This window comes from Olivibacter jilunii (assembly GCF_900607235.1).
Classification (GTDB): domain Bacteria; phylum Bacteroidota; class Bacteroidia; order Sphingobacteriales; family Sphingobacteriaceae; genus Olivibacter; species Olivibacter oleidegradans.
The window spans coordinates 383,716-400,708 of sequence record NZ_LR027853.1 but is presented as its reverse complement, the minus strand read 5'-3'; the positions used below and the strand labels follow the sequence as shown (position 1 = coordinate 400,708).

Below are 16,993 nucleotides of genomic sequence, written 5' to 3'. Positions count from 1 at the left end.
GCATTGCAAAATCAGCCTTTTATTATTTTGGTTTTTCCGTGTACCACAATTTAGGAGAAGGGTAACAAGCATTAGGATAGATCACTTTTTCTCATCCATTGGGAAATCGGGTAACAATTAGCGGAATGCCTAGAACGTTTCTTGCAATCATCTGATTCATCTAGTACTTTTATGATAAATAGGTTTAGGTTGAGCCCCTCCGCGCTTCCCATAAGCGTTTTGGAGGGGCTATCTTTTTCTATTATTTGCGGTGCTGTCAAAAAAGCGTCTCACAAAAGTTGATTGCCGATGCCGGCATTTCTTTTAATATTCGTCCTAATCATAGTGGACGTTGAATTAATCTTTTGTATCTTTGTAACTTATGCAAAAACAGCTATTCACATATTATAATTTGGTGGTTGGAATGATTGCCTAATTCCGAGGGCTTGTTTCTAAAATCGCTGACTTGGTAATTCCTATATTACCAAGGGTGATTTATATGTTGCAAACCGTTCGGATGATAGAGAATTAAGCAATTTTATTTCATCATTTTAAATTATTAAGGTAGTGAATAACTTATCATTATATGGTTGGAACGACAATTTATTCCAACTAAAACAAAATTCAGCATATAAACATCTTTTTCATGGCCGCGTTTCGGCAGTAAACAAGACCAATTACGAAGTTATCGCCGAGCATGGTGTACTATTATGCGAACTAAGCGGTAATGTGCTTTATGGAAGGTCATCATTTGAACTTCCCTGTACGGGCGATTGGATTATTTTTCAACCCTTTGACGATAACAAAGGAATAATCGTTGATATTTTACCACGTAAACATACCCTGTACCGAAGAAAGAGCGGAACCGTATCTGAAAGACAGGCCATTGCATCCCATATCGATAAGGCATTTATTGTACAAAGCCTTGATGCCAATTTCAGCGTTCGCCGAATGGAGCGCTTTATGTTTCAGGTATTAGAAGAAAACATACAGCCGATATTAATACTCACTAAATCTGATTTGGAATTCAATCGTCACCAAGTCAATGAGTCGCTGAAACATATTGATCGCCAGATACCGGTATTTTTCACGAGTATTCTTTCTCCCGAAACAATCCTTCCTATACGAAAATTTGTCAGCCAGGGAGAGTCGATTGTATTGGTAGGATCGTCGGGCGTTGGAAAAAGTTCATTAATTAATGCACTGTGTGAACGGACGGTATTTTTAACATCTGAAATAAGCAAGTCCTCAGGTAAAGGAAGACATACCTCAACACGAAGAGAGATGGTCTTGATGGATGATAGTGGCATTCTAATAGACACACCCGGTGTAAGAGAATTCGGCTTAGCCTCAGACAATGCTGAGGCATTAGCAGATATGCTCGATGTTTCTGCTTTTGCAGAATCCTGCCGTTTTAAGAATTGTATGCATATCGATGAACCCGGGTGCGCCGTTGTTGAAGCTGTAAACAGTGGCATTTTAGAACCGGAAGTGTACAATAGTTATCTCAAATTGCGAAAAGAATCTTGGCATTTTTCGACTTCTGAATATGAAAAGCGTAAAAGAGCCAAATCTTTTGCTAGAATTTCAGATGAGGCTAAGAGGATAAAAAAACGTTAATTTTCTGATGATTAAATCCAGGTGTTTCTACTGTAAATACAACACCTGGATTAGCCAAGCTTCCTTATGTGTAAAACGATCTTCCCGGCCTTTGAAAGATTACGAATTAGTTTTATGTCCGAAGGGGTAAAATCCATAAAGTATTTATCGAGAAGGTGAATCTATGTAGTTGTTTGCAAAAGGGATGAACCCTATCCTTTTTGGCATATAAAAACTTAATATGAATAGTGATTACGCGGATTTATGTACGATCTTCGTGCCAAGTAGAGATACTCCTTTTCTTTAAAAAAGTGCGGAATATAGTATTAGCTTTATAGCTTCTTGTAGGATAAGAACTGTTGTTTTTTCTGCATTTGTTTTCTGTCTTTATCAATCGTGGTGTGATAAGACCCAATTTTTAGGTCTTATCATACCACAAAAGGTAATATGACAGACAGCGTTTACATATCAGAACATCTTACTAAACCCCAACTCGAGTTTTTGAAGTGCTGGACGACATGAGCGAAATTGACATTCCAAATCATTAGGGACGGTTGATTGAGGGAATACGCTTGCTGTGGGCTTCCAGAGGTGAGTGAATGCCTGGAGTGAGGTACGAACGAAAGGCGTGAACCGACCGGAGGAATAATAAGAACACTGTTTAAAGACTTCTTAGCATATACTTTTATCGCAAATTTATTTTAAAATATTTTTTTTTGATTTTGTTATATGGTAAATTTGCATAATGAGCGCTAGAAAGGATATATCACGAATCCTGCCCAAACATTTATTTTGGGATGTCGATCCAAAGAATTTAGATATTCAGGATGATAGTGATTTTATTATCCCTAGAGCTTTAATTGCTACAACCGCTGAAACATTTGCTAAAGATATCCAACCTTTGGAGAAGTTATATAGCAAAGTTCAAATCGTTAAGGAATTGCAAAGCACAAAAGAACGTATAAGTAATGAGGTGTGTAAACTTGTCGCTCGTCGTTATCATGTGAAGCAGTTTTTACGTTATCAATAATGTCTGCCATCTCTCCCGGTTTATTAAAGACAATTCGTGAATTACAGTCTTTCGAAAGCATTAAGGGTTCTGCCTTAGGCGGTGGCACTAATTTGGCTCTTCGTTATAACCATCGTATCTCTACAGACATCGATATCTTTTTTCCTCATATTATTGGAAAAGCAGGTTATGAAAAAATCAAAAAAGATGTCATGGATTTTTATGGTGCGCGTGTATTTGGCACCCAGTATCCATGCGAAATAGACGATCAGTATATTTTTCTTCGGTTTTTTATCATATGTGATGGGGAAACCATCAAGGTAGAAGTTCTTCAGAACATGAAAATGATGGGTGATATCGAAGAATTGGACGATATTAAATTGGTATCGGAACTAGATATTGCATTATTTAAGATGATGTCTGCAGCAAATCGTGCCACCCAGAAAGATGTCTATGACTTAGATCTTCTAACTGAAAAATTTACTTTAGCGTATTTGTATGAACAACTTAATAAAAAGCGGTCTTTATTTTCAGAAGAGTTGCATAAAAATATTTTTGACCTCGATGGCGAAATAAGCCCTTTAGATGATCCTTTAACTTTGTTGAAGTTTGATGAAGGCAACGCTCAAGACAATAAGTTAAGACCTCACCATTCCCAAAATAGAGTAGATATTGTAAAAGACCAAAAAAGTTGGCCCATAGCACGATCAAGCTGGCGAAAGAAAGTTCGCGTTCTTTTCGGCCAATTAAACATAGCTTTTCCAGGACCAGCATCATCAGATGTTGAATAAAATATAAATCTTTCCAGTAATCGGCTAGTATAAGCTTACAGAAGACAGAAGAAGAAACTAGGTGTCGTCTCAAGTGAATTAGTCACGACTTTTCAACATGTGAACGGATAAGTTTGCCTTCATTGTTGTGGTGTTTTATGTTATTCAAATTATTTCCTTTTGCTTTCAAAATCAAGATGTTTAGATTTTGAACCGTTTACATAACTAATTTATAGTTATGTTTTTGTGAGGTTTAGCGAGACCCTAAATTTTCAGAATTAGGGTCTCGCTGCAATTGGGAAATATAGAATGATCGGGAAGGCTTATAAATGCAAAAACCCTATAAATAGCACTATTTATAGGGTTTTGACGCGTTTTGTTTACTAATTTGTGGAGCCGGAGGGATTCGAACCCTCGTCCAAACATGGTACTGTATATGCTTTCTACATGCTTAGCTTCCGTTTAATTGTCGGGAAGTGGAAGGTCGGTCGCTTACCTATACCAGTTTCCGTAGGCACTTAATTTCGCCAACTCATCGTGCCGCTAAGTCAGCTAGCTTCGTTGATCGATGCTCCCGATGTTACAGCACGAAGCAGACTGCAACGGAACAAAAGCTATGCTAATTCTAAATTAGGCAGCTAAGGCGTAGTTATTTTCGCCATTTATAAGGTTGAAAGTTCAGATTATAGTGCTAGACTAACAACGCACTGCATGCTTACATAACCGTCTCCATCCTGTCAATTCCGGTCGACCCCATGTAATATATAGCCTACAAAGATATAAAAAATTTTGCTTTCTATCAAGCCTTCGTGCGTCCCCCCTCCCCGTCTATTTACATTAAATCAACCATAAAGACCCAAGCTATATTTTAACTGAACGATTCTATATTTCACAAGTTTATTTTGCAATTTTTCTTAGATTTATCCATTTTTTTATTAGATTAGTAGTTATATTAACTAATATACAATGGCAACATTCTCCGAAATCATCAAAGGAAAAACCCCCGTACTGGTTGACTTTTTTGCAGAATGGTGTGGTCCCTGCAAGATAATGGCCCCGATATTAGATGAAGTCAAATCGCAATTTGGTGATAAAGTCACCATACTAAAAGTTGATGTAGATAAAAATCCGAAAGCCGCGTCTAATTATCAAGTTCGAGGCGTTCCCACACTGATTCTTTTTAAAGAAGGGGAGATTAAATGGCGACAAAGCGGCGTAGTGCCACAAAATCAACTAGCACAAATCATCGACAGCTACGCGTCATAAGCACATAAAATAATGAGGAACAGGATATTAATTCTCGACGACGATGAGGATATATTATATTTTTGCTCTGTCGTATTTGAGGGCCTGAACTTTGAGGTAATATCGTCTCCTCACAGTAAGGATATTATCACACAAGTAGAACAGGCAGCTCCAGATATAGTCTTAATTGATAATTGGATACCGGGTATGGGGGGCGTAAAAGCAACACAAATACTAAAAAATACACCCCATTTAAAGAATATACCAGTTATTTTATTCTCTGCTAGCAGTAACCTACCTAGTTTGGCGGAAGAGGCGGGAGCAAACAACTACTTGAAAAAGCCATTTGACTTAAGCGAACTGGAAGACTTAGCTTTATCGCTCTTGCAAAAAAAAAGCATAAAACCTTGAAGTCTTACGGAAACAAAGCCTATAATGCTTTATAAGCATTTCATGAAATCAATCTTGCAAAGTAAAGTAATAAAGAATGTTCTTATATGACGACAAACAAACCTGTAATTAGCAGAAGCGAAAGCGAAATGATGGAATTAATTTTGCGCGTTGCGGCAAAAGACACAAAGATCCTCGGCGTTTTACAAGATGGTTCTCGATCAAATCCCAATGTAAGCAAGGATATATTTCAGGATTACGACATTATTTACGTAGTTGAAAGTCTTGAACCACGTTACCTAAATGCAGATTGGTTGGAGGTATTTGGCGAGCTTATGATTATGCAAATACCGGAAGACATGGAATTATACCCACCAACGCCTGAGATGGCTGGCGCATTTTCTTATTTATTGCAATTTAAAGATGGTAATCGCATTGATTTAACCATCGTGCCGCTCGAACGTTTGCACCATTTTACGAACGATAGTCTTTGTAAGGTAATTTGGGACAAAAACGGCCTTTTCAAAGAAAGGCCACTCCCTCCTGCTAGTGATGCCAGCTATATAGTAAAAAAGCCTTCGGCACGTTCGTTTGAAGATTGCTGCAATGAATTTTGGTACACCACTGCCGGCTTAGCTAAAGGCTTATGGCGTGGTGAATTGGTACTGGTTAAAGAATTATTCAGCCAAGTGATCCATGCTGCTTTGATGCAGATGATGGACTGGTATATTGGATGTCGTCACGATTTCACGGTTAATCCGGGTAAATTTGGCAAATTCTATGAGCGATACCTAGAAGGGGAAGTATATAAAAAGTTCTTAGCCACTTACTCAGATGCACATTTAGATAATACTTGGATTGCCCTCTATAAGACAATCGAGCTATTTAGGGAAGTTGCAACGTATGTAGCTCAACAATTAGGATATAACTACCGTAGGGATTGGGATCAAAATGTAACCAAATATTTACTGCATGTGCAACAGTTGCCAAAAAATGCCATGCGTATTTATAGTGAGCATCAAGACTAGAGAAATATAAATTCAACTCAAAGAAAGGCGCCTTGTCTAGGTTGCAGCATTGTAAGCCAGACAGATGTTTCTGTCATAAAAATAGGTATTTACTTCTGATTTGGATGCACACCCATTCAAACCCTATGGGATGTTGCGTAAAATATTAGTAGAAAATTTAGGTGCTTAACATGAAAAAAGTATTTTTGTAAAAAGCAATAAGAAAAGAGAATGCGGAACAAGATACTGATTCTTGATGATGACGAGGATATCCTTTACTTCTGCTCTGTGGTATTCGAGAACTTAGATTTTGAGGTTATATCATCTCCTCACAGCAAGGATATTATCGAACAGGTAGAAAAGGCTAATCCGGACATCATCTTAATAGACAACTGGATACCTGGACTGGGCGGTGTAAAAGGAACGCAAACCTTAAAAGCCACCTCCCATTTAAAAGATATTCCGGTTATTATATTTTCGGCTAATAGCAATTTACCTACTTTGGCGGAAGAAGCAGGTGCCGACAGTTATCTTAGAAAACCGTTTGATCTGGACGAATTAGAAAACTTAGCCCTTTCATTGTTGCAGAAAAAGGCATAACACTTCACTTGTATTTATGTCGTTCCGTAAGATTATTCATGTAGATATGGATGCATTTTATGCATCGGTAGAACAACGGGATAATCCAACATATAGAGGCATTCCCATTGTTGTTGGCGGACAACCGGATCAGCGTGGTGTGGTAGCTACCGCCAGCTACGAAGCGAGGGCCTATGGTATACACTCGGCGATGTCTTCCCGAAAGGCGCAACAACTCTGTCCACAGGTCTTGTTTGTACGCCCGAGATTCGAAGTCTATAAATCTGTTTCCAATCAAATACGATCAATATTTCATCGCTATACCGATATTATTGAACCTTTATCCCTTGACGAGGCTTATTTAGATGTCAGCGAAGATAAACTGGGAATTGGCTCTGCAATAGAAATTGCGAAGGAAATAAAGAATGCTATTAGAACCGAACTTCATCTTACAGCTTCGGCAGGTGTATCCACGAATAAATTTGTTGCTAAAATAGCGTCGGATATGAATAAACCCGACGGGCTTACTTTTATCGGTCCGTCAAGAATCGAAGCGTTCATAGAAGCCTTGCCAATTCAAAAATTTTACGGAATCGGTAAAGTGACGGCAAAAAAGATGAATAGTTTGCAAATCTATAAAGGAGCCGATTTAAAAAAGTTATCAAGGGACCATCTACTGAATCTCTTTGGAAAGGTAGGTAATTTCTACTACGATATTGTCCGCGGAATAGATGAACGTCCCGTTCAAACTTTTCGGGAGCTTAAATCAATTGGTGCCGAGGATACCTTTACAAGCGACTTAATGGAAGAACAGGAACTCATGACGGAACTAAAACTGATCGCGCAACGGGTGGTTAAGAGATTGGAGGCAAAACAAGTACTGGGCAGCACCTTGACACTTAAAATTAAATTTGCTGATTTCAAACAAATTACCCGCAATTACACCCATTCCAATCTCATCCATCTGGACCAAGTGGAAGCCTTTGGACTTGACCTTTTAAAAGCAGCACCCATAGACGGCAAACCTATAAGGCTGCTGGGGCTAACTGTATCCAATTTTAACATTGCTAAATCGGAAGACAATCAGCTCTCATTGTTCTAAAAGCTCGTCAGATTTTTCTAACATTAAGATCACTGTCTAAAAATAAGTACAGCTGTTCAAAAAATTAAATAAAATTTAAAAAGCTTATTTACAGATAGTTGCATTTTTTGGCTTAGCTATTGTAATTTGACTAACAACAATAAAAAGTTAAAAAATAAGAAAATCATGAAAAAGTTATTATTATCGATTACAGCTTTACTTTTTGCAACAGGAGCATTTGCTCAACAGGAAATGGGCTTTGGTTTAAAAGCAGGTGTTAACTTTCCTAAGTACAATTTCTCCAACAATGGAGAAAGTGTATCATCTACCGGTTCAACGACCAATTTCCATATAACTGCTTTTTTGGATGCGCCTATTGCGACTGATTGGTTTTATGTACAGCCTGGTATCTCTTTACAAGGAAAAGGCGGAAAACTTGAAGAAAATCAATTTGGCTCTTACAAACAGAATACTATGTGGATAGAAGTGCCAGTAAACTTTGTGGCTAAATTTCCAACTGCTGATGCAGGTAGCTTCTTCCTTGGGGCTGGTCCTTACATCGCTTTTGGTATTTCAGGTAAGAACAAATGGGAATCTAACAATGGCGGCTCTTCGGAAACAGACATTCCTGATTTTGAATTCGGAGGCGACGGTGCATTGAAATCAACTGATTTTGGTTTGAACTTCATCGGCGGGTTTGAGTTTACCAACGGCTTAATGATCCATGGTGGTTATGGCTTAGGATTGACTAACTTAAACGCACGATTCGAAGGAACAGATATGAAGCAAACCAATCGCGTTTGGACTGTTGGTTTAGGATTTAGAATCTAAACCGAACATTCTCTTCTAAAGAAAACGCTATCGAAGTTCGATAGCGTTTTCTTTTTATATTAAATAAACATAAGATTGTTTAATAGTCAAGCGCCACGCGGAACATAAGCGCTCCGACCGTCAAGTTGGTTCGACTATCAATCAATATGGCTGCTCCATTTGCTTTGTTGTCATCATATAAATCAAATGGAAGTACATCAGCGGTTTTCAACCGTACCCGACCAATATCGTTCAACTTAAATTCGTCAGCACTATGTTTTTCCAGTGTGTTAATATCTACATTGTAGACGATTTCTTGAACTTTACAACGAGATAATTTACTATTGTGTTGTATAAGATAGGTTAACGACAGGTCTAAAGGTCTTGTATCCATCCAACATAAATCGGCTTCTACGGTCTGTGATTGATAAGGTAAACTGTCGCTGTTTACAATGACATCCCCTCTGCTGATATCAATATCATCTTTTAAATGAATGGTTACCGATTGACCGGCAAAGGCCTCGTTTAGGTTTTTATCAAGCTGTTCGATTTTAGTGATTGTCGACTTCGATCCCGAGGGCAACACTGTTACTTCATCATGCACTTTAAAGGTCCCGCTGGCAACTTTACCGGCATAGCCACGGTAATCATGAAGCTCTTCTGTTTGTGGCCTAATAACCCATTGTACGGGCAGACGCGCGTATTCTACATCTAAATCATGGCTGACATCTACGTTTTCCAAATAATTTAACAAACTTTCTCCTTGATACCAAGGCATGTGTTCAGACTTTTGCACGATATTATCTCCTTTAAGCGCGCTCACGGGAATGTAATTGACCTGTTGCAAATTTAATTGATGAGCCAGTGCCTTGTATTTTGAAATAATGGCATCGAAAACCGTTTCACTATAGTCAACCATATCCATCTTATTGATACAAACAATTAAATGTTTGATACCCAATAAAGACGCAAGGTAAGAGTGGCGAATGGTCTGCTCCACAACGCCATTACGTGCATCAATTAGAATAATTGCTAAGTCGGCGGTAGATGCCCCCGTCACCATATTACGAGTATACTGTATATGGCCCGGCGTATCGGCTATAATAAATTTACGTTTTTCTGTCTGAAAGTATTTATAGGCAACATCAATCGTAATACCCTGCTCCCGCTCTGCCCGTAAGCCATCGGTCAATATGGCTAGATCGATACTGCCATCGTCATTTTTACGTTTAGAATTCTGCAATGCTTCCAGTTGGTCAGCCAAAATGGAGCCTGTATCATAAAGCATCCGTCCAATAAGCGTACTCTTGCCGTCATCCACGCTACCAGCCGTAAAGAATTTCAATATATTCATTTCTCTCTTTGTATTTTAGTACCTTTTGGCACCTTTTTTTATTTCCTTTATCTGCTATACTTACAATTGGCAACCATTAAAAATAACCGCCTTTTTTACGATCTTCCATAGCGGCTTCAGAAACTTTATCATCCATCCGGGCGCCACGCTCACTGATTTTCGATTGACTGATCTCGTCGATGATATCGTCAATTAAGGTTGCGCTCGACTCCACTGCCGCCGTGCAAGTCATATCTCCTACCGTACGAAAACGCACTTGTTTTCTGACGACCTTGTCTTCCTCGTCCATATTGAGAAAGGGTGAAGCAGCCATCAACTGTCCATTGCGTGTAATACAATCCCGCTCATGAGCGAAATATATAGAAGGAAGCTCTATTCCTTCCCTTCGGATGTAATTCCAGACATCCAATTCAGTCCAGTTACTAATGGGAAATACGCGGACGTTTTCGCCTTTGTGAATTTTCCCATTGTAAATATTCCATAATTCAGGGCGTTGTCGTTTAGGGTCCCATTGTCCGAACTCATCCCTAACCGAAAATATACGCTCCTTGGCACGTGCTTTTTCCTCATCTCTCCGAGCACCACCAATACAGGCGTCAAAACCATTTTTCGCTATGGTATCTAGCAGTGTTACAGTTTGAAGCGCATTACGGCTGGCATTTTTTCCTTTTTGTTCGATGACCTTTCCTTCATCGATCGAATCTTGTACATAGCCGACGATTAGCTTTTCGCCAATTCGCTCAATCATTTTATCGCGATAAATAATAGTCTCTTCAAAATTATGGCCCGTGTCTATATGTACCAATGGGAAAGGAAACTTCCCCGGTCTAAACGCCTTTTCAGCCAGACGAACCAACGTAATAGAATCTTTCCCACCGGAAAAAAGGAGAGCAGGCTTTTCAAATTGACCAGCCACTTCTCTCAGAATATGTATAGCCTCTGCTTCTAGCTGATCTAAATAATCTAAACTGTTTTTACTCATTTTAATTACATTATGATTGAGCGGCATGTAGGCCGCATTCTTTCTTTGATTGATCTTCCCACCACCATCGTCCCGCACGGAAATCTTCTCCTTCTCTAACTGCTCGGGTACACGGGGCACATCCAATGCTAGGAAAACCCTTATCATGCAAGGTGTTGTAAACGATGTGATTTTCTTTTATATAAGCCTTTACATCAGCCAAAGTCCAATCGAAAATAGGATGAAATTTAATGATCTGATTTCCTTCATCCCATTCGATGTTATCCATTCCTTGTCGATTAGCTGATTGCTCAGCCCGAATACCGGTAATCCAACAAGCATTACCTGCTAAAGCGCGCTTCAACGGTTCAATTTTGCGAATATAGCAGCATTCTTTCCGATTTTCAACCGACTCATAAAAACTGCTGGGCCCTTTCGTGCTCACCATCTCTTCCAGCAAGTTTTTGTCAGGATAGAAGGCGTGAATGGGTTTATTATAAATTTCCAATGTTCGATTCCAAACATAATAGGTCTCTGGAAATAACCTCCCTGTTTCCAGCGTAAATACTTTTATAGGTATATTATTACTGAAGATGATATGCGTTAAAGCCTGGTCTTCCCAACCGAAGCTGGTAGAAAAAACAATTTTGTCATTAAATTCTTTTGCCAAAAATGTTAACGACCCAACTATGTCTAGTCCCCTCAGCTTCTCTTTCAAATCGTGTAAGTCCATTTTGATTTATTTTTGTTCAGCTATTTTTTCTGAACCTCCTTAAAACTTTATCCAACAAATAAATGCGTCAGAAATAGTACAATATTTCTTAAGCTTACGATCAGGACAATGACACCAACTAATACCATAATTGTTTTTGCCGATATCCTATTAGAAACCTTAGCCGCAATAGGTGCTGCCAGTGCGCTTCCCAGAATCAATCCCAAAACAGCTTCCCAATGAGCACCCCCAAGCATGGAAATAAAGGTAAGGGAGCTTAATATAGCGATAAAAAATCGCGTGATCTTAACCGTTCCTAAAGAAAATAATGGATGTCGGCCACCTGCAATTAAGTTGGATAGTACGATGGATCCCCACCCTCCGCCAAATGCCGCATCAATAAAGCCTCCAAAGAAACCCAGTAAGCCAATACGCTCAATTTTTTTTCTTTTTTTATTTTTCTTGATATTAAAGGCCTTCATTAGAATAACTACTCCTAAAATACCGGTATACAAAGCTACTAAAGGTTTTGTATATGCGCTGTAATGCTCTAAGGATGAAAGTAGATAAGCCCCAATCACGGCTCCAACCACACCGGGAATGAGCAGCAACTTAAAAAGCTTCCAATTTACATTGCCCATGCGGTAATGCATCCATCCGGCAATACCATTACTAAGCACTTCTGATAAGTGTATTCCCATACTCGCCGGTGCAGGCGGTATGCCCATTGCCAGGGAAAAAGATGAGGAAGTAACTCCATAGGACATTCCTATTGCACCATCCACCATAGCAAAGACAAAGCCTGCTCCTAAAAAGTAATAGAATACAGGGTCAAGCTCCATTAAAAATGATTGGAATTCCGGCTCTTTATGCCAAAAAACCAAGACACCAATCGTCATCGAAAAAATTATAGCCAACCAGATAAGCCACTTAAAATTCCGACGAACACTTTCCGTTGGTTCCGATGTAACAAGCGTCGCAGTTACTGCATTTAATTTTTTGACTTTGTCAGAAAAATCCCCTTTCAGTTTCCCCCGTAAAGCACTCATTTGCTGAAGCGTTTGGTCAATTTCATCCGGTATGCTTTCAGCTAGTACTTCTTTTAATCGTTTAGCAATTGTGGGTGATTTACCGTTCGTTGATATTGCTATTTTGAGATCTCCCTTTTTAACGACAGATCCAAGATAAAAATCACAAAGCGATGGTTTATCGGCTATGTTGACCAGAAGCTTCCGTTCGTGCGCAGCTTTTCTGATCTCTGCGTTTAATTCATTGTTGTTTGTGGCCGCCACGATTAACTGAACGGCATCCATATCGGTCGGCTCAAATGCCTTTTGGAAGATTTGAAGTTGTGTGTGCGTTTCAGCAAATTGATATACTTCCGGAATGATTTCTTTCGCTACAAGCTTGACTTTTACCTGAGGACTGTTTCCAAGAAGTGCCTGTAATTTCTCCAATGCAACAGGGCCACCCCCGATTACGAGGGTGTGCAAATCGTTTAATTTTAAAAAAACGGGAAACAATTGATTTCCTATAGCGTTTTCATTGCTTGCAGCTAAAAGGGCTGCATCATTCTCCAATAACTGAGGCATACTCCTTTACAATCGATTTATATGATGGGTGCAAAGAAACCACCTCTCCGAATACCAATATAGCTGGAGCTGTAATCGTTTCCTGTTGCGCTTTATCTACGATGTTATGCACGTTTCCTACCACCAACTTTTCGTCCTGCGTTGAGCCTTTCTGTATAATAGCCACCGGTAATTTGTCCTTACCCGCTGCTTTAAAAATTTCTACGATTTCCTTGAGCTTCTTCAATCCCATGAGTACAACTACCGTCGCCTTTGTTTGTGCCGCTTGATAGACATCATGCGAAACCTCTCCTGAAGACGTGGTACCGGTAATCACCCAAAAGCTTTCACTCAGTCCGCGATGCGTAACAGGAATATGTTGCAGACCCGGAACACCGATAGAGCTGGATATACCAGGGATAACAGTTACCGGTATACGGTAAGCGGCAGCAAATTCAAGCTCTTCGTAACCTCGTCCGAAAACAAAAGAATCACCTCCCTTTAGTCGTACCACGTGCCCGAAATTCAAGGCATAGTCCACCATCAATCTATTTACTACCTCTTGTGAGTAGCTGTGATCACCTGAGCGTTTCCCTACATATACCTTTGTAGCGTTTGGTGGAATAAATTGCAAAAGTTCTTCACCAACCAGTGCATCATACAGTACAACATCCGCCCCTTGCAAAGCCTTTAAACCTTTTAAGGTGATCAGTTCGGGATCGCCGGGCCCCGCACCCACCAAGGTTATTCTAGGTGCGTTATTCTTTTTTATATCATTCATGATTGTAATACCGTCTCTCGTTTAGTTCTCGTTAGTTTTAAAAATTCCTCGGCCTGTTTAAAATAGGCCTGAGCAAAATTGGCAGAAGGTTCTTCTTTATTAATTTTCAACACCATTTCCGCGAAGCTTGTTGGAAGATCGATTTCACCACTGTCCACATATTTTGCATCAAAATCGTTGATAACACCGATATGCGTACTGCTATTCACTCCTTTATCCAACAACATCGCTTTTGCACTACTTATCAAGGTGCTATAGGCATGGTAAATGGCGTCTGACCAAGCGCCATTATCCAAGGCTTGGTTAGCCCAGCTAAGTTTCTCTTCTGCTTCCAAAAGTAGGGTCGCTACTAAATCTATCACCACGCCCGCACATTCGCCTACCCCAATAGCCGTCTTGAAGGTTTCCTCATGCCCCCAGTCTACAAATTCCTCCTCTTTCAGGCTGGAAAGATCTGCCAGCGGTTTCAACAATTGATAAAAGTAATCCTTCCCTTGGCGATCGTAATATTGCTGAAATCGCTCCCCCTTTTCCGCATTTGCCTTATAATCATCCAGTAAAGATCTTAAAACGTCTGTAGCGCGTTTTGACGGCGTCTTTATAACGCGCTCAGCAGCACGTCCGACACCATCCCCTACCGTTCCCCCACCAAGCATTACCTGTACAGCAGGCACCACCTTTCCAGCTGCCTTTAACGAACTACCGTGAAATCCTATTTCGGCAAGTCCGTGCTGTCCGCAGGAGTTCATACAGCCACTGATTTTGATCTTGATGTCCTTGTTGAAGACAAACTCGGGGTATTCCTCATACACGAGGTCTTCCAATACCGTTGCCAAGGTCATACTATTGGAAATTCCCAAATTACAGGTATCCGTACCCGGACAAGTAGTAACATCCGCTACCGAATCAAAACCAATTTTAGCAAAGCCGATTTTATTCAATGCGTGAAATAAAGCTGGTAAATGCGCTTCAGGCACGTATTTCAGCAATAAGCCTTGATTTTGGGTGATACGGATTTCATCGGCTACCAAGGGCTGAATCAAGGAAATGAATTCCCTTGCCAGATCCGTTTTTATATCTCCAATAAGCACTTTGATGTATACGCCATAGTACCCCTTCTGTTTCTGTTCAAATACATTGGTTTTTAACCAGTATTCATATTGAAGACGCTCTGCGTCCGATACATCCTCTAAAACTGTATTCACCGGAATATTCGGTGCTTTTACTGCATCAATATCTATTGGAAGTTGTTTAGCTTTGATGGCAATTTTTTCTTTTTCTATAAGCTGTAAGACTTCATCCAAGCCTAATTTTTGAATCAGGTATTTCATTCTCGCCTTATTACGGTTATTGCGTTCACCATACCGATCGAACACGCGTATAACAGCTTCAATGAAAGGAATCAACTGATCCTCAGGCAAGAACTCATAAATAAGATGCGCCAAAATAGGTTGTGCACCTAAGCCACCGCCTATAACGACTTTAAAGCCCCGTTTGCCACTTGGATCAATTTTAGGTATCAACCCGACATCATGCACATAACTGTATGCAGTATCTTTTTCACTGGATGAAAAGGCAATTTTAAACTTGCGCCCCATTTCCTGACAAATTGGGTTTCTCAAAAAATAATCGAAAGTAGCGTAAGCGTAAGGAGAAACATCAAAAGGTTCGTCCGGATCGATACCAGCTGTAGGAGAGGCTGTAACATTTCGCACGGTATTACCACAAGCCTCACGGATAGTCACATCATCGGCTGCCAATTTGGACCAAAGCTCCGGCGTCCGATCCAAACTCACGTAGTGTATCTGTATATCTTGACGCGTAGTTAAATGCAAATTACCACTTCCATATTCGTCGGCGATATCAGCTATTCTCAAAAATTGCTTAAAAGTCACTTTTCCAAACGGAAGCTTTATGCGTACCATTTGTACACCGGGTTGGCGTTGTCCATAAATCCCTCTAGCAAGCCGGAGACTTCTAAACTTTTCGTCATGAATAGAACCTTGTCTAAAGGCATGGATTTTCTTTTCAAGATCTATAATATCTTGCTCCACTACTGGATTCTCTAATTCCGTTCTGAAACTTTGCATCGTTTACCCCTTATTAAATGTTGATGTCGAGTTCATTTGTCAAATGCTCAACCTAATCGATTGCTAAAAACACAAAAAAACTTAAATAACATTAAAAAATCGTTAAGCCAAAAAACAGTATCGAAACGACTTGATAATATTTCCATTTAGCAAATATATAAAGTATACCGTATTAGTAGTATTAATTTTCGACTTTTTTTTAATTTTTACATTCAGCGCACTTATTGCGTGCCCTGAACACGTTATTCAGCATCGCTAATTTACGTAGCCCTAAACTAAACATTTCCCGGAGAAGAACCTAACAAAGAGCGCATCATTATATTATACGACCTTTCACAAAAAAATGGCCATAACCTCAACATACTTAGATTCGTCGTTGCAAATAAAGCGCATTTTATCTAAGTTTGAGCGCCTAATCCTGTATGTAGAATGCGGTGGGTGGTATCAAATGAAACAGATGAAACAAAAGAGCTCGATTTTATTGCTATGTGCTATCTATTTCTTTTCCTTTACAAATTTGGTGTCGGCAAAGCAACGATATCATTTAGATAATTTTATTGTTAAGGAGAATCTGATCAAAAATAACAAATTAGCCATTATCGCCTGCGATTCGCTGGATGAACCAACAGATAAGCTTAACGGTACGTTCCTATTTGTTATTAATGGATTTAAACAGCAGCTTAATTTTTCCGGAGGGGTCGCCATTTCTCCACAAGAGATTGATAAATCTTCTTTTGTCTTTCTTAAGCATCAAAATGAGCATGGTACGCATAGTAAGTTGTATTATGTCATGAAGAATGATGACGGGCTAAAGCCAATTAAAATCAGTTGGGTTTTCTTATTGTTGATTCCGCTTGTCATAATATTTATAGCAACTATTTATAAAAGGCTTATTTTGTTGGCCATCGTCGCGCTGCTGGCTTTTGCTTATTTCAATTATAACAAAGGACTGAGTTTCGAAGGTCTTTTTGAGACGGTATCTGCGGGGATAAGGAGTTTTTTCTAATATAAGTGTTACTTTGTAACATTGCTGTCAGGGCACAGTATCTATGTCT

At 39.6% G+C, this 16,993-nt stretch carries 16 protein-coding genes and 1 other RNA gene; 10 read left to right on the top strand and 7 right to left on the bottom strand.

The genetic code is table 11. From position 1 onward, the window contains the following. Window positions 1-546: 546 nt before the first annotated feature. From rsgA to E0E36_RS20045, 3 genes are all read left to right on the top strand, one after another. Window positions 547-1,599 (top strand): ribosome small subunit-dependent GTPase A, encoded by a 1,053-nt coding sequence (gene rsgA, locus E0E36_RS20055; protein ID WP_130857468.1) that lies wholly within the window; start codon window positions 547-549, stop codon window positions 1,597-1,599. Between the two features lie 724 nt (window positions 1,600-2,323). Next, entirely contained in the window at window positions 2,324-2,608 is a 285-nt protein-coding gene (locus E0E36_RS20050; RefSeq protein ID WP_130857467.1) for a DUF6922 domain-containing protein, read from the top strand. Next, the gene (locus E0E36_RS20045) at window positions 2,608-3,378 is read left to right on the top strand and encodes a nucleotidyl transferase AbiEii/AbiGii toxin family protein (RefSeq protein ID WP_130857466.1); all 771 of its coding nucleotides are present in this window, start codon (window positions 2,608-2,610) and stop codon (window positions 3,376-3,378) included. Before E0E36_RS20050 ends, E0E36_RS20045 begins: the two co-directional genes overlap by 1 nt. A gap of 367 nt (window positions 3,379-3,745) precedes the next feature. On the opposite strand, the gene ssrA is transcribed toward E0E36_RS20045, so the two are convergent. After that, window positions 3,746-4,112, bottom strand: a transfer-messenger RNA (tmRNA) gene (gene ssrA, locus E0E36_RS20040). Between the two features lie 211 nt (window positions 4,113-4,323). Between ssrA and trxA the strand changes: the two genes are divergently transcribed. The 6 genes from trxA to E0E36_RS20010 all read left to right on the top strand — a co-directional run bounded on the left by trxA (window position 4,324) and on the right by E0E36_RS20010 (window position 8,490). After that, on the top strand, window positions 4,324-4,623 hold the full coding sequence (gene trxA, locus E0E36_RS20035; protein WP_013666464.1) for a thioredoxin: 300 nt from the start codon (window positions 4,324-4,326) through the stop codon (window positions 4,621-4,623). Window positions 4,624-4,635: 12 nt separating this feature from the next. Then, window positions 4,636-5,013 carry a response regulator gene (locus tag E0E36_RS20030; protein WP_130857465.1) on the top strand — a complete coding sequence of 126 codons (378 nt, stop codon included), beginning with the start codon at window positions 4,636-4,638 and terminating at the stop codon, window positions 5,011-5,013. Between the two features lie 86 nt (window positions 5,014-5,099). After that, entirely contained in the window at window positions 5,100-6,020 is a 921-nt protein-coding gene (locus tag E0E36_RS20025) for an aminoglycoside 6-adenylyltransferase (RefSeq protein ID WP_130857464.1), read from the top strand. Window positions 6,021-6,230: 210 nt separating this feature from the next. After that, entirely contained in the window at window positions 6,231-6,599 is a 369-nt protein-coding gene (locus E0E36_RS20020; RefSeq protein ID WP_013666461.1) for a response regulator, read from the top strand. Between the two features lie 16 nt (window positions 6,600-6,615). After that, window positions 6,616-7,680: a DNA polymerase IV gene (gene dinB, locus E0E36_RS20015; protein WP_130857463.1), complete on the top strand. Its 1,065-nt coding sequence runs from the start codon at window positions 6,616-6,618 to the stop codon at window positions 7,678-7,680. A 165-nt stretch (window positions 7,681-7,845) separates the two neighbouring features. Next, window positions 7,846-8,490, top strand: a complete 645-nt coding sequence (locus E0E36_RS20010; protein WP_130857462.1) for a porin family protein — start codon at window positions 7,846-7,848, stop codon at window positions 8,488-8,490. A gap of 79 nt (window positions 8,491-8,569) precedes the next feature. Here the strand turns inward: E0E36_RS20010 and E0E36_RS20005 are convergent, their stop codons facing one another. From E0E36_RS20005 to E0E36_RS19980, 6 genes are all read right to left on the bottom strand, one after another. Continuing rightward, a complete protein-coding gene (locus E0E36_RS20005) occupies window positions 8,570-9,823 on the bottom strand; it encodes a sulfate adenylyltransferase subunit 1 (protein WP_013666458.1) in 1,254 nt (417 codons plus the stop codon). Window positions 9,824-9,899: 76 nt separating this feature from the next. Beyond that, window positions 9,900-10,805 carry a sulfate adenylyltransferase subunit CysD gene (cysD, locus tag E0E36_RS20000; protein ID WP_041387458.1) on the bottom strand — a complete coding sequence of 302 codons (906 nt, stop codon included), beginning with the start codon at window positions 10,803-10,805 and terminating at the stop codon, window positions 9,900-9,902. 10 nt (window positions 10,806-10,815) lie between these two features. Beyond that, a complete protein-coding gene (locus tag E0E36_RS19995) occupies window positions 10,816-11,517 on the bottom strand; it encodes a phosphoadenylyl-sulfate reductase (RefSeq protein WP_130857461.1) in 702 nt (233 codons plus the stop codon). 47 nt (window positions 11,518-11,564) lie between these two features. Further along, a complete protein-coding gene (locus E0E36_RS19990) occupies window positions 11,565-13,088 on the bottom strand; it encodes a TSUP family transporter (RefSeq protein WP_130857460.1) in 1,524 nt (507 codons plus the stop codon). Next, complete coding sequence (gene cobA, locus E0E36_RS19985; protein WP_013666454.1) at window positions 13,066-13,848, bottom strand: uroporphyrinogen-III C-methyltransferase; 783 nt, start codon at window positions 13,846-13,848, stop codon at window positions 13,066-13,068. Before cobA ends, E0E36_RS19990 begins: the two co-directional genes overlap by 23 nt. Beyond that, window positions 13,845-15,938: a HEPN domain-containing protein gene (locus E0E36_RS19980; protein WP_130857459.1), complete on the bottom strand. Its 2,094-nt coding sequence runs from the start codon at window positions 15,936-15,938 to the stop codon at window positions 13,845-13,847. The genes cobA and E0E36_RS19980 overlap by 4 nt, the downstream gene beginning before the upstream one ends. Before the next feature lie 457 nt (window positions 15,939-16,395). Between E0E36_RS19980 and E0E36_RS19975 the strand changes: the two genes are divergently transcribed. Further along, a complete protein-coding gene (locus E0E36_RS19975; RefSeq protein WP_041388341.1) occupies window positions 16,396-16,944 on the top strand; it encodes a hypothetical protein in 549 nt (182 codons plus the stop codon). The last annotated feature ends 49 nt before the right edge of the window (window positions 16,945-16,993 follow it).

Bases quoted from the DNA above. Each gene is read 5' to 3' on its own strand.
- E0E36_RS19980 (WP_130857459.1), bottom strand. From the start codon at position 15,938: ATGCAAAGTTTCAGAACGGAATTAGAGAATCCAGTAGTGGAGCAAGAT.
- E0E36_RS20010 (WP_130857462.1), top strand. From the start codon at position 7,846: ATGAAAAAGTTATTATTATCGATTACAGCTTTACTTTTTGCAACAGGA.
- E0E36_RS19990 (WP_130857460.1), bottom strand. From the start codon at position 13,088: ATGCCTCAGTTATTGGAGAATGATGCAGCCCTTTTAGCTGCAAGCAAT.
- E0E36_RS19975 (WP_041388341.1), top strand. From the start codon at position 16,396: ATGAAACAAAAGAGCTCGATTTTATTGCTATGTGCTATCTATTTCTTT.
- cysD (WP_041387458.1), bottom strand. From the start codon at position 10,805: ATGAGTAAAAACAGTTTAGATTATTTAGATCAGCTAGAAGCAGAGGCT.
- E0E36_RS19995 (WP_130857461.1), bottom strand. From the start codon at position 11,517: ATGGACTTACACGATTTGAAAGAGAAGCTGAGGGGACTAGACATAGTT.
- E0E36_RS20025 (WP_130857464.1), top strand. From the start codon at position 5,100: ATGACGACAAACAAACCTGTAATTAGCAGAAGCGAAAGCGAAATGATG.
- cobA (WP_013666454.1), bottom strand. From the start codon at position 13,848: ATGAATGATATAAAAAAGAATAACGCACCTAGAATAACCTTGGTGGGT.
- dinB (WP_130857463.1), top strand. From the start codon at position 6,616: ATGTCGTTCCGTAAGATTATTCATGTAGATATGGATGCATTTTATGCA.
- E0E36_RS20020 (WP_013666461.1), top strand. From the start codon at position 6,231: ATGCGGAACAAGATACTGATTCTTGATGATGACGAGGATATCCTTTAC.
- E0E36_RS20030 (WP_130857465.1), top strand. From the start codon at position 4,636: ATGAGGAACAGGATATTAATTCTCGACGACGATGAGGATATATTATAT.
- E0E36_RS20050 (WP_130857467.1), top strand. From the start codon at position 2,324: ATGAGCGCTAGAAAGGATATATCACGAATCCTGCCCAAACATTTATTT.
- E0E36_RS20005 (WP_013666458.1), bottom strand. From the start codon at position 9,823: ATGAATATATTGAAATTCTTTACGGCTGGTAGCGTGGATGACGGCAAG.
- trxA (WP_013666464.1), top strand. From the start codon at position 4,324: ATGGCAACATTCTCCGAAATCATCAAAGGAAAAACCCCCGTACTGGTT.
- E0E36_RS20045 (WP_130857466.1), top strand. From the start codon at position 2,608: ATGTCTGCCATCTCTCCCGGTTTATTAAAGACAATTCGTGAATTACAG.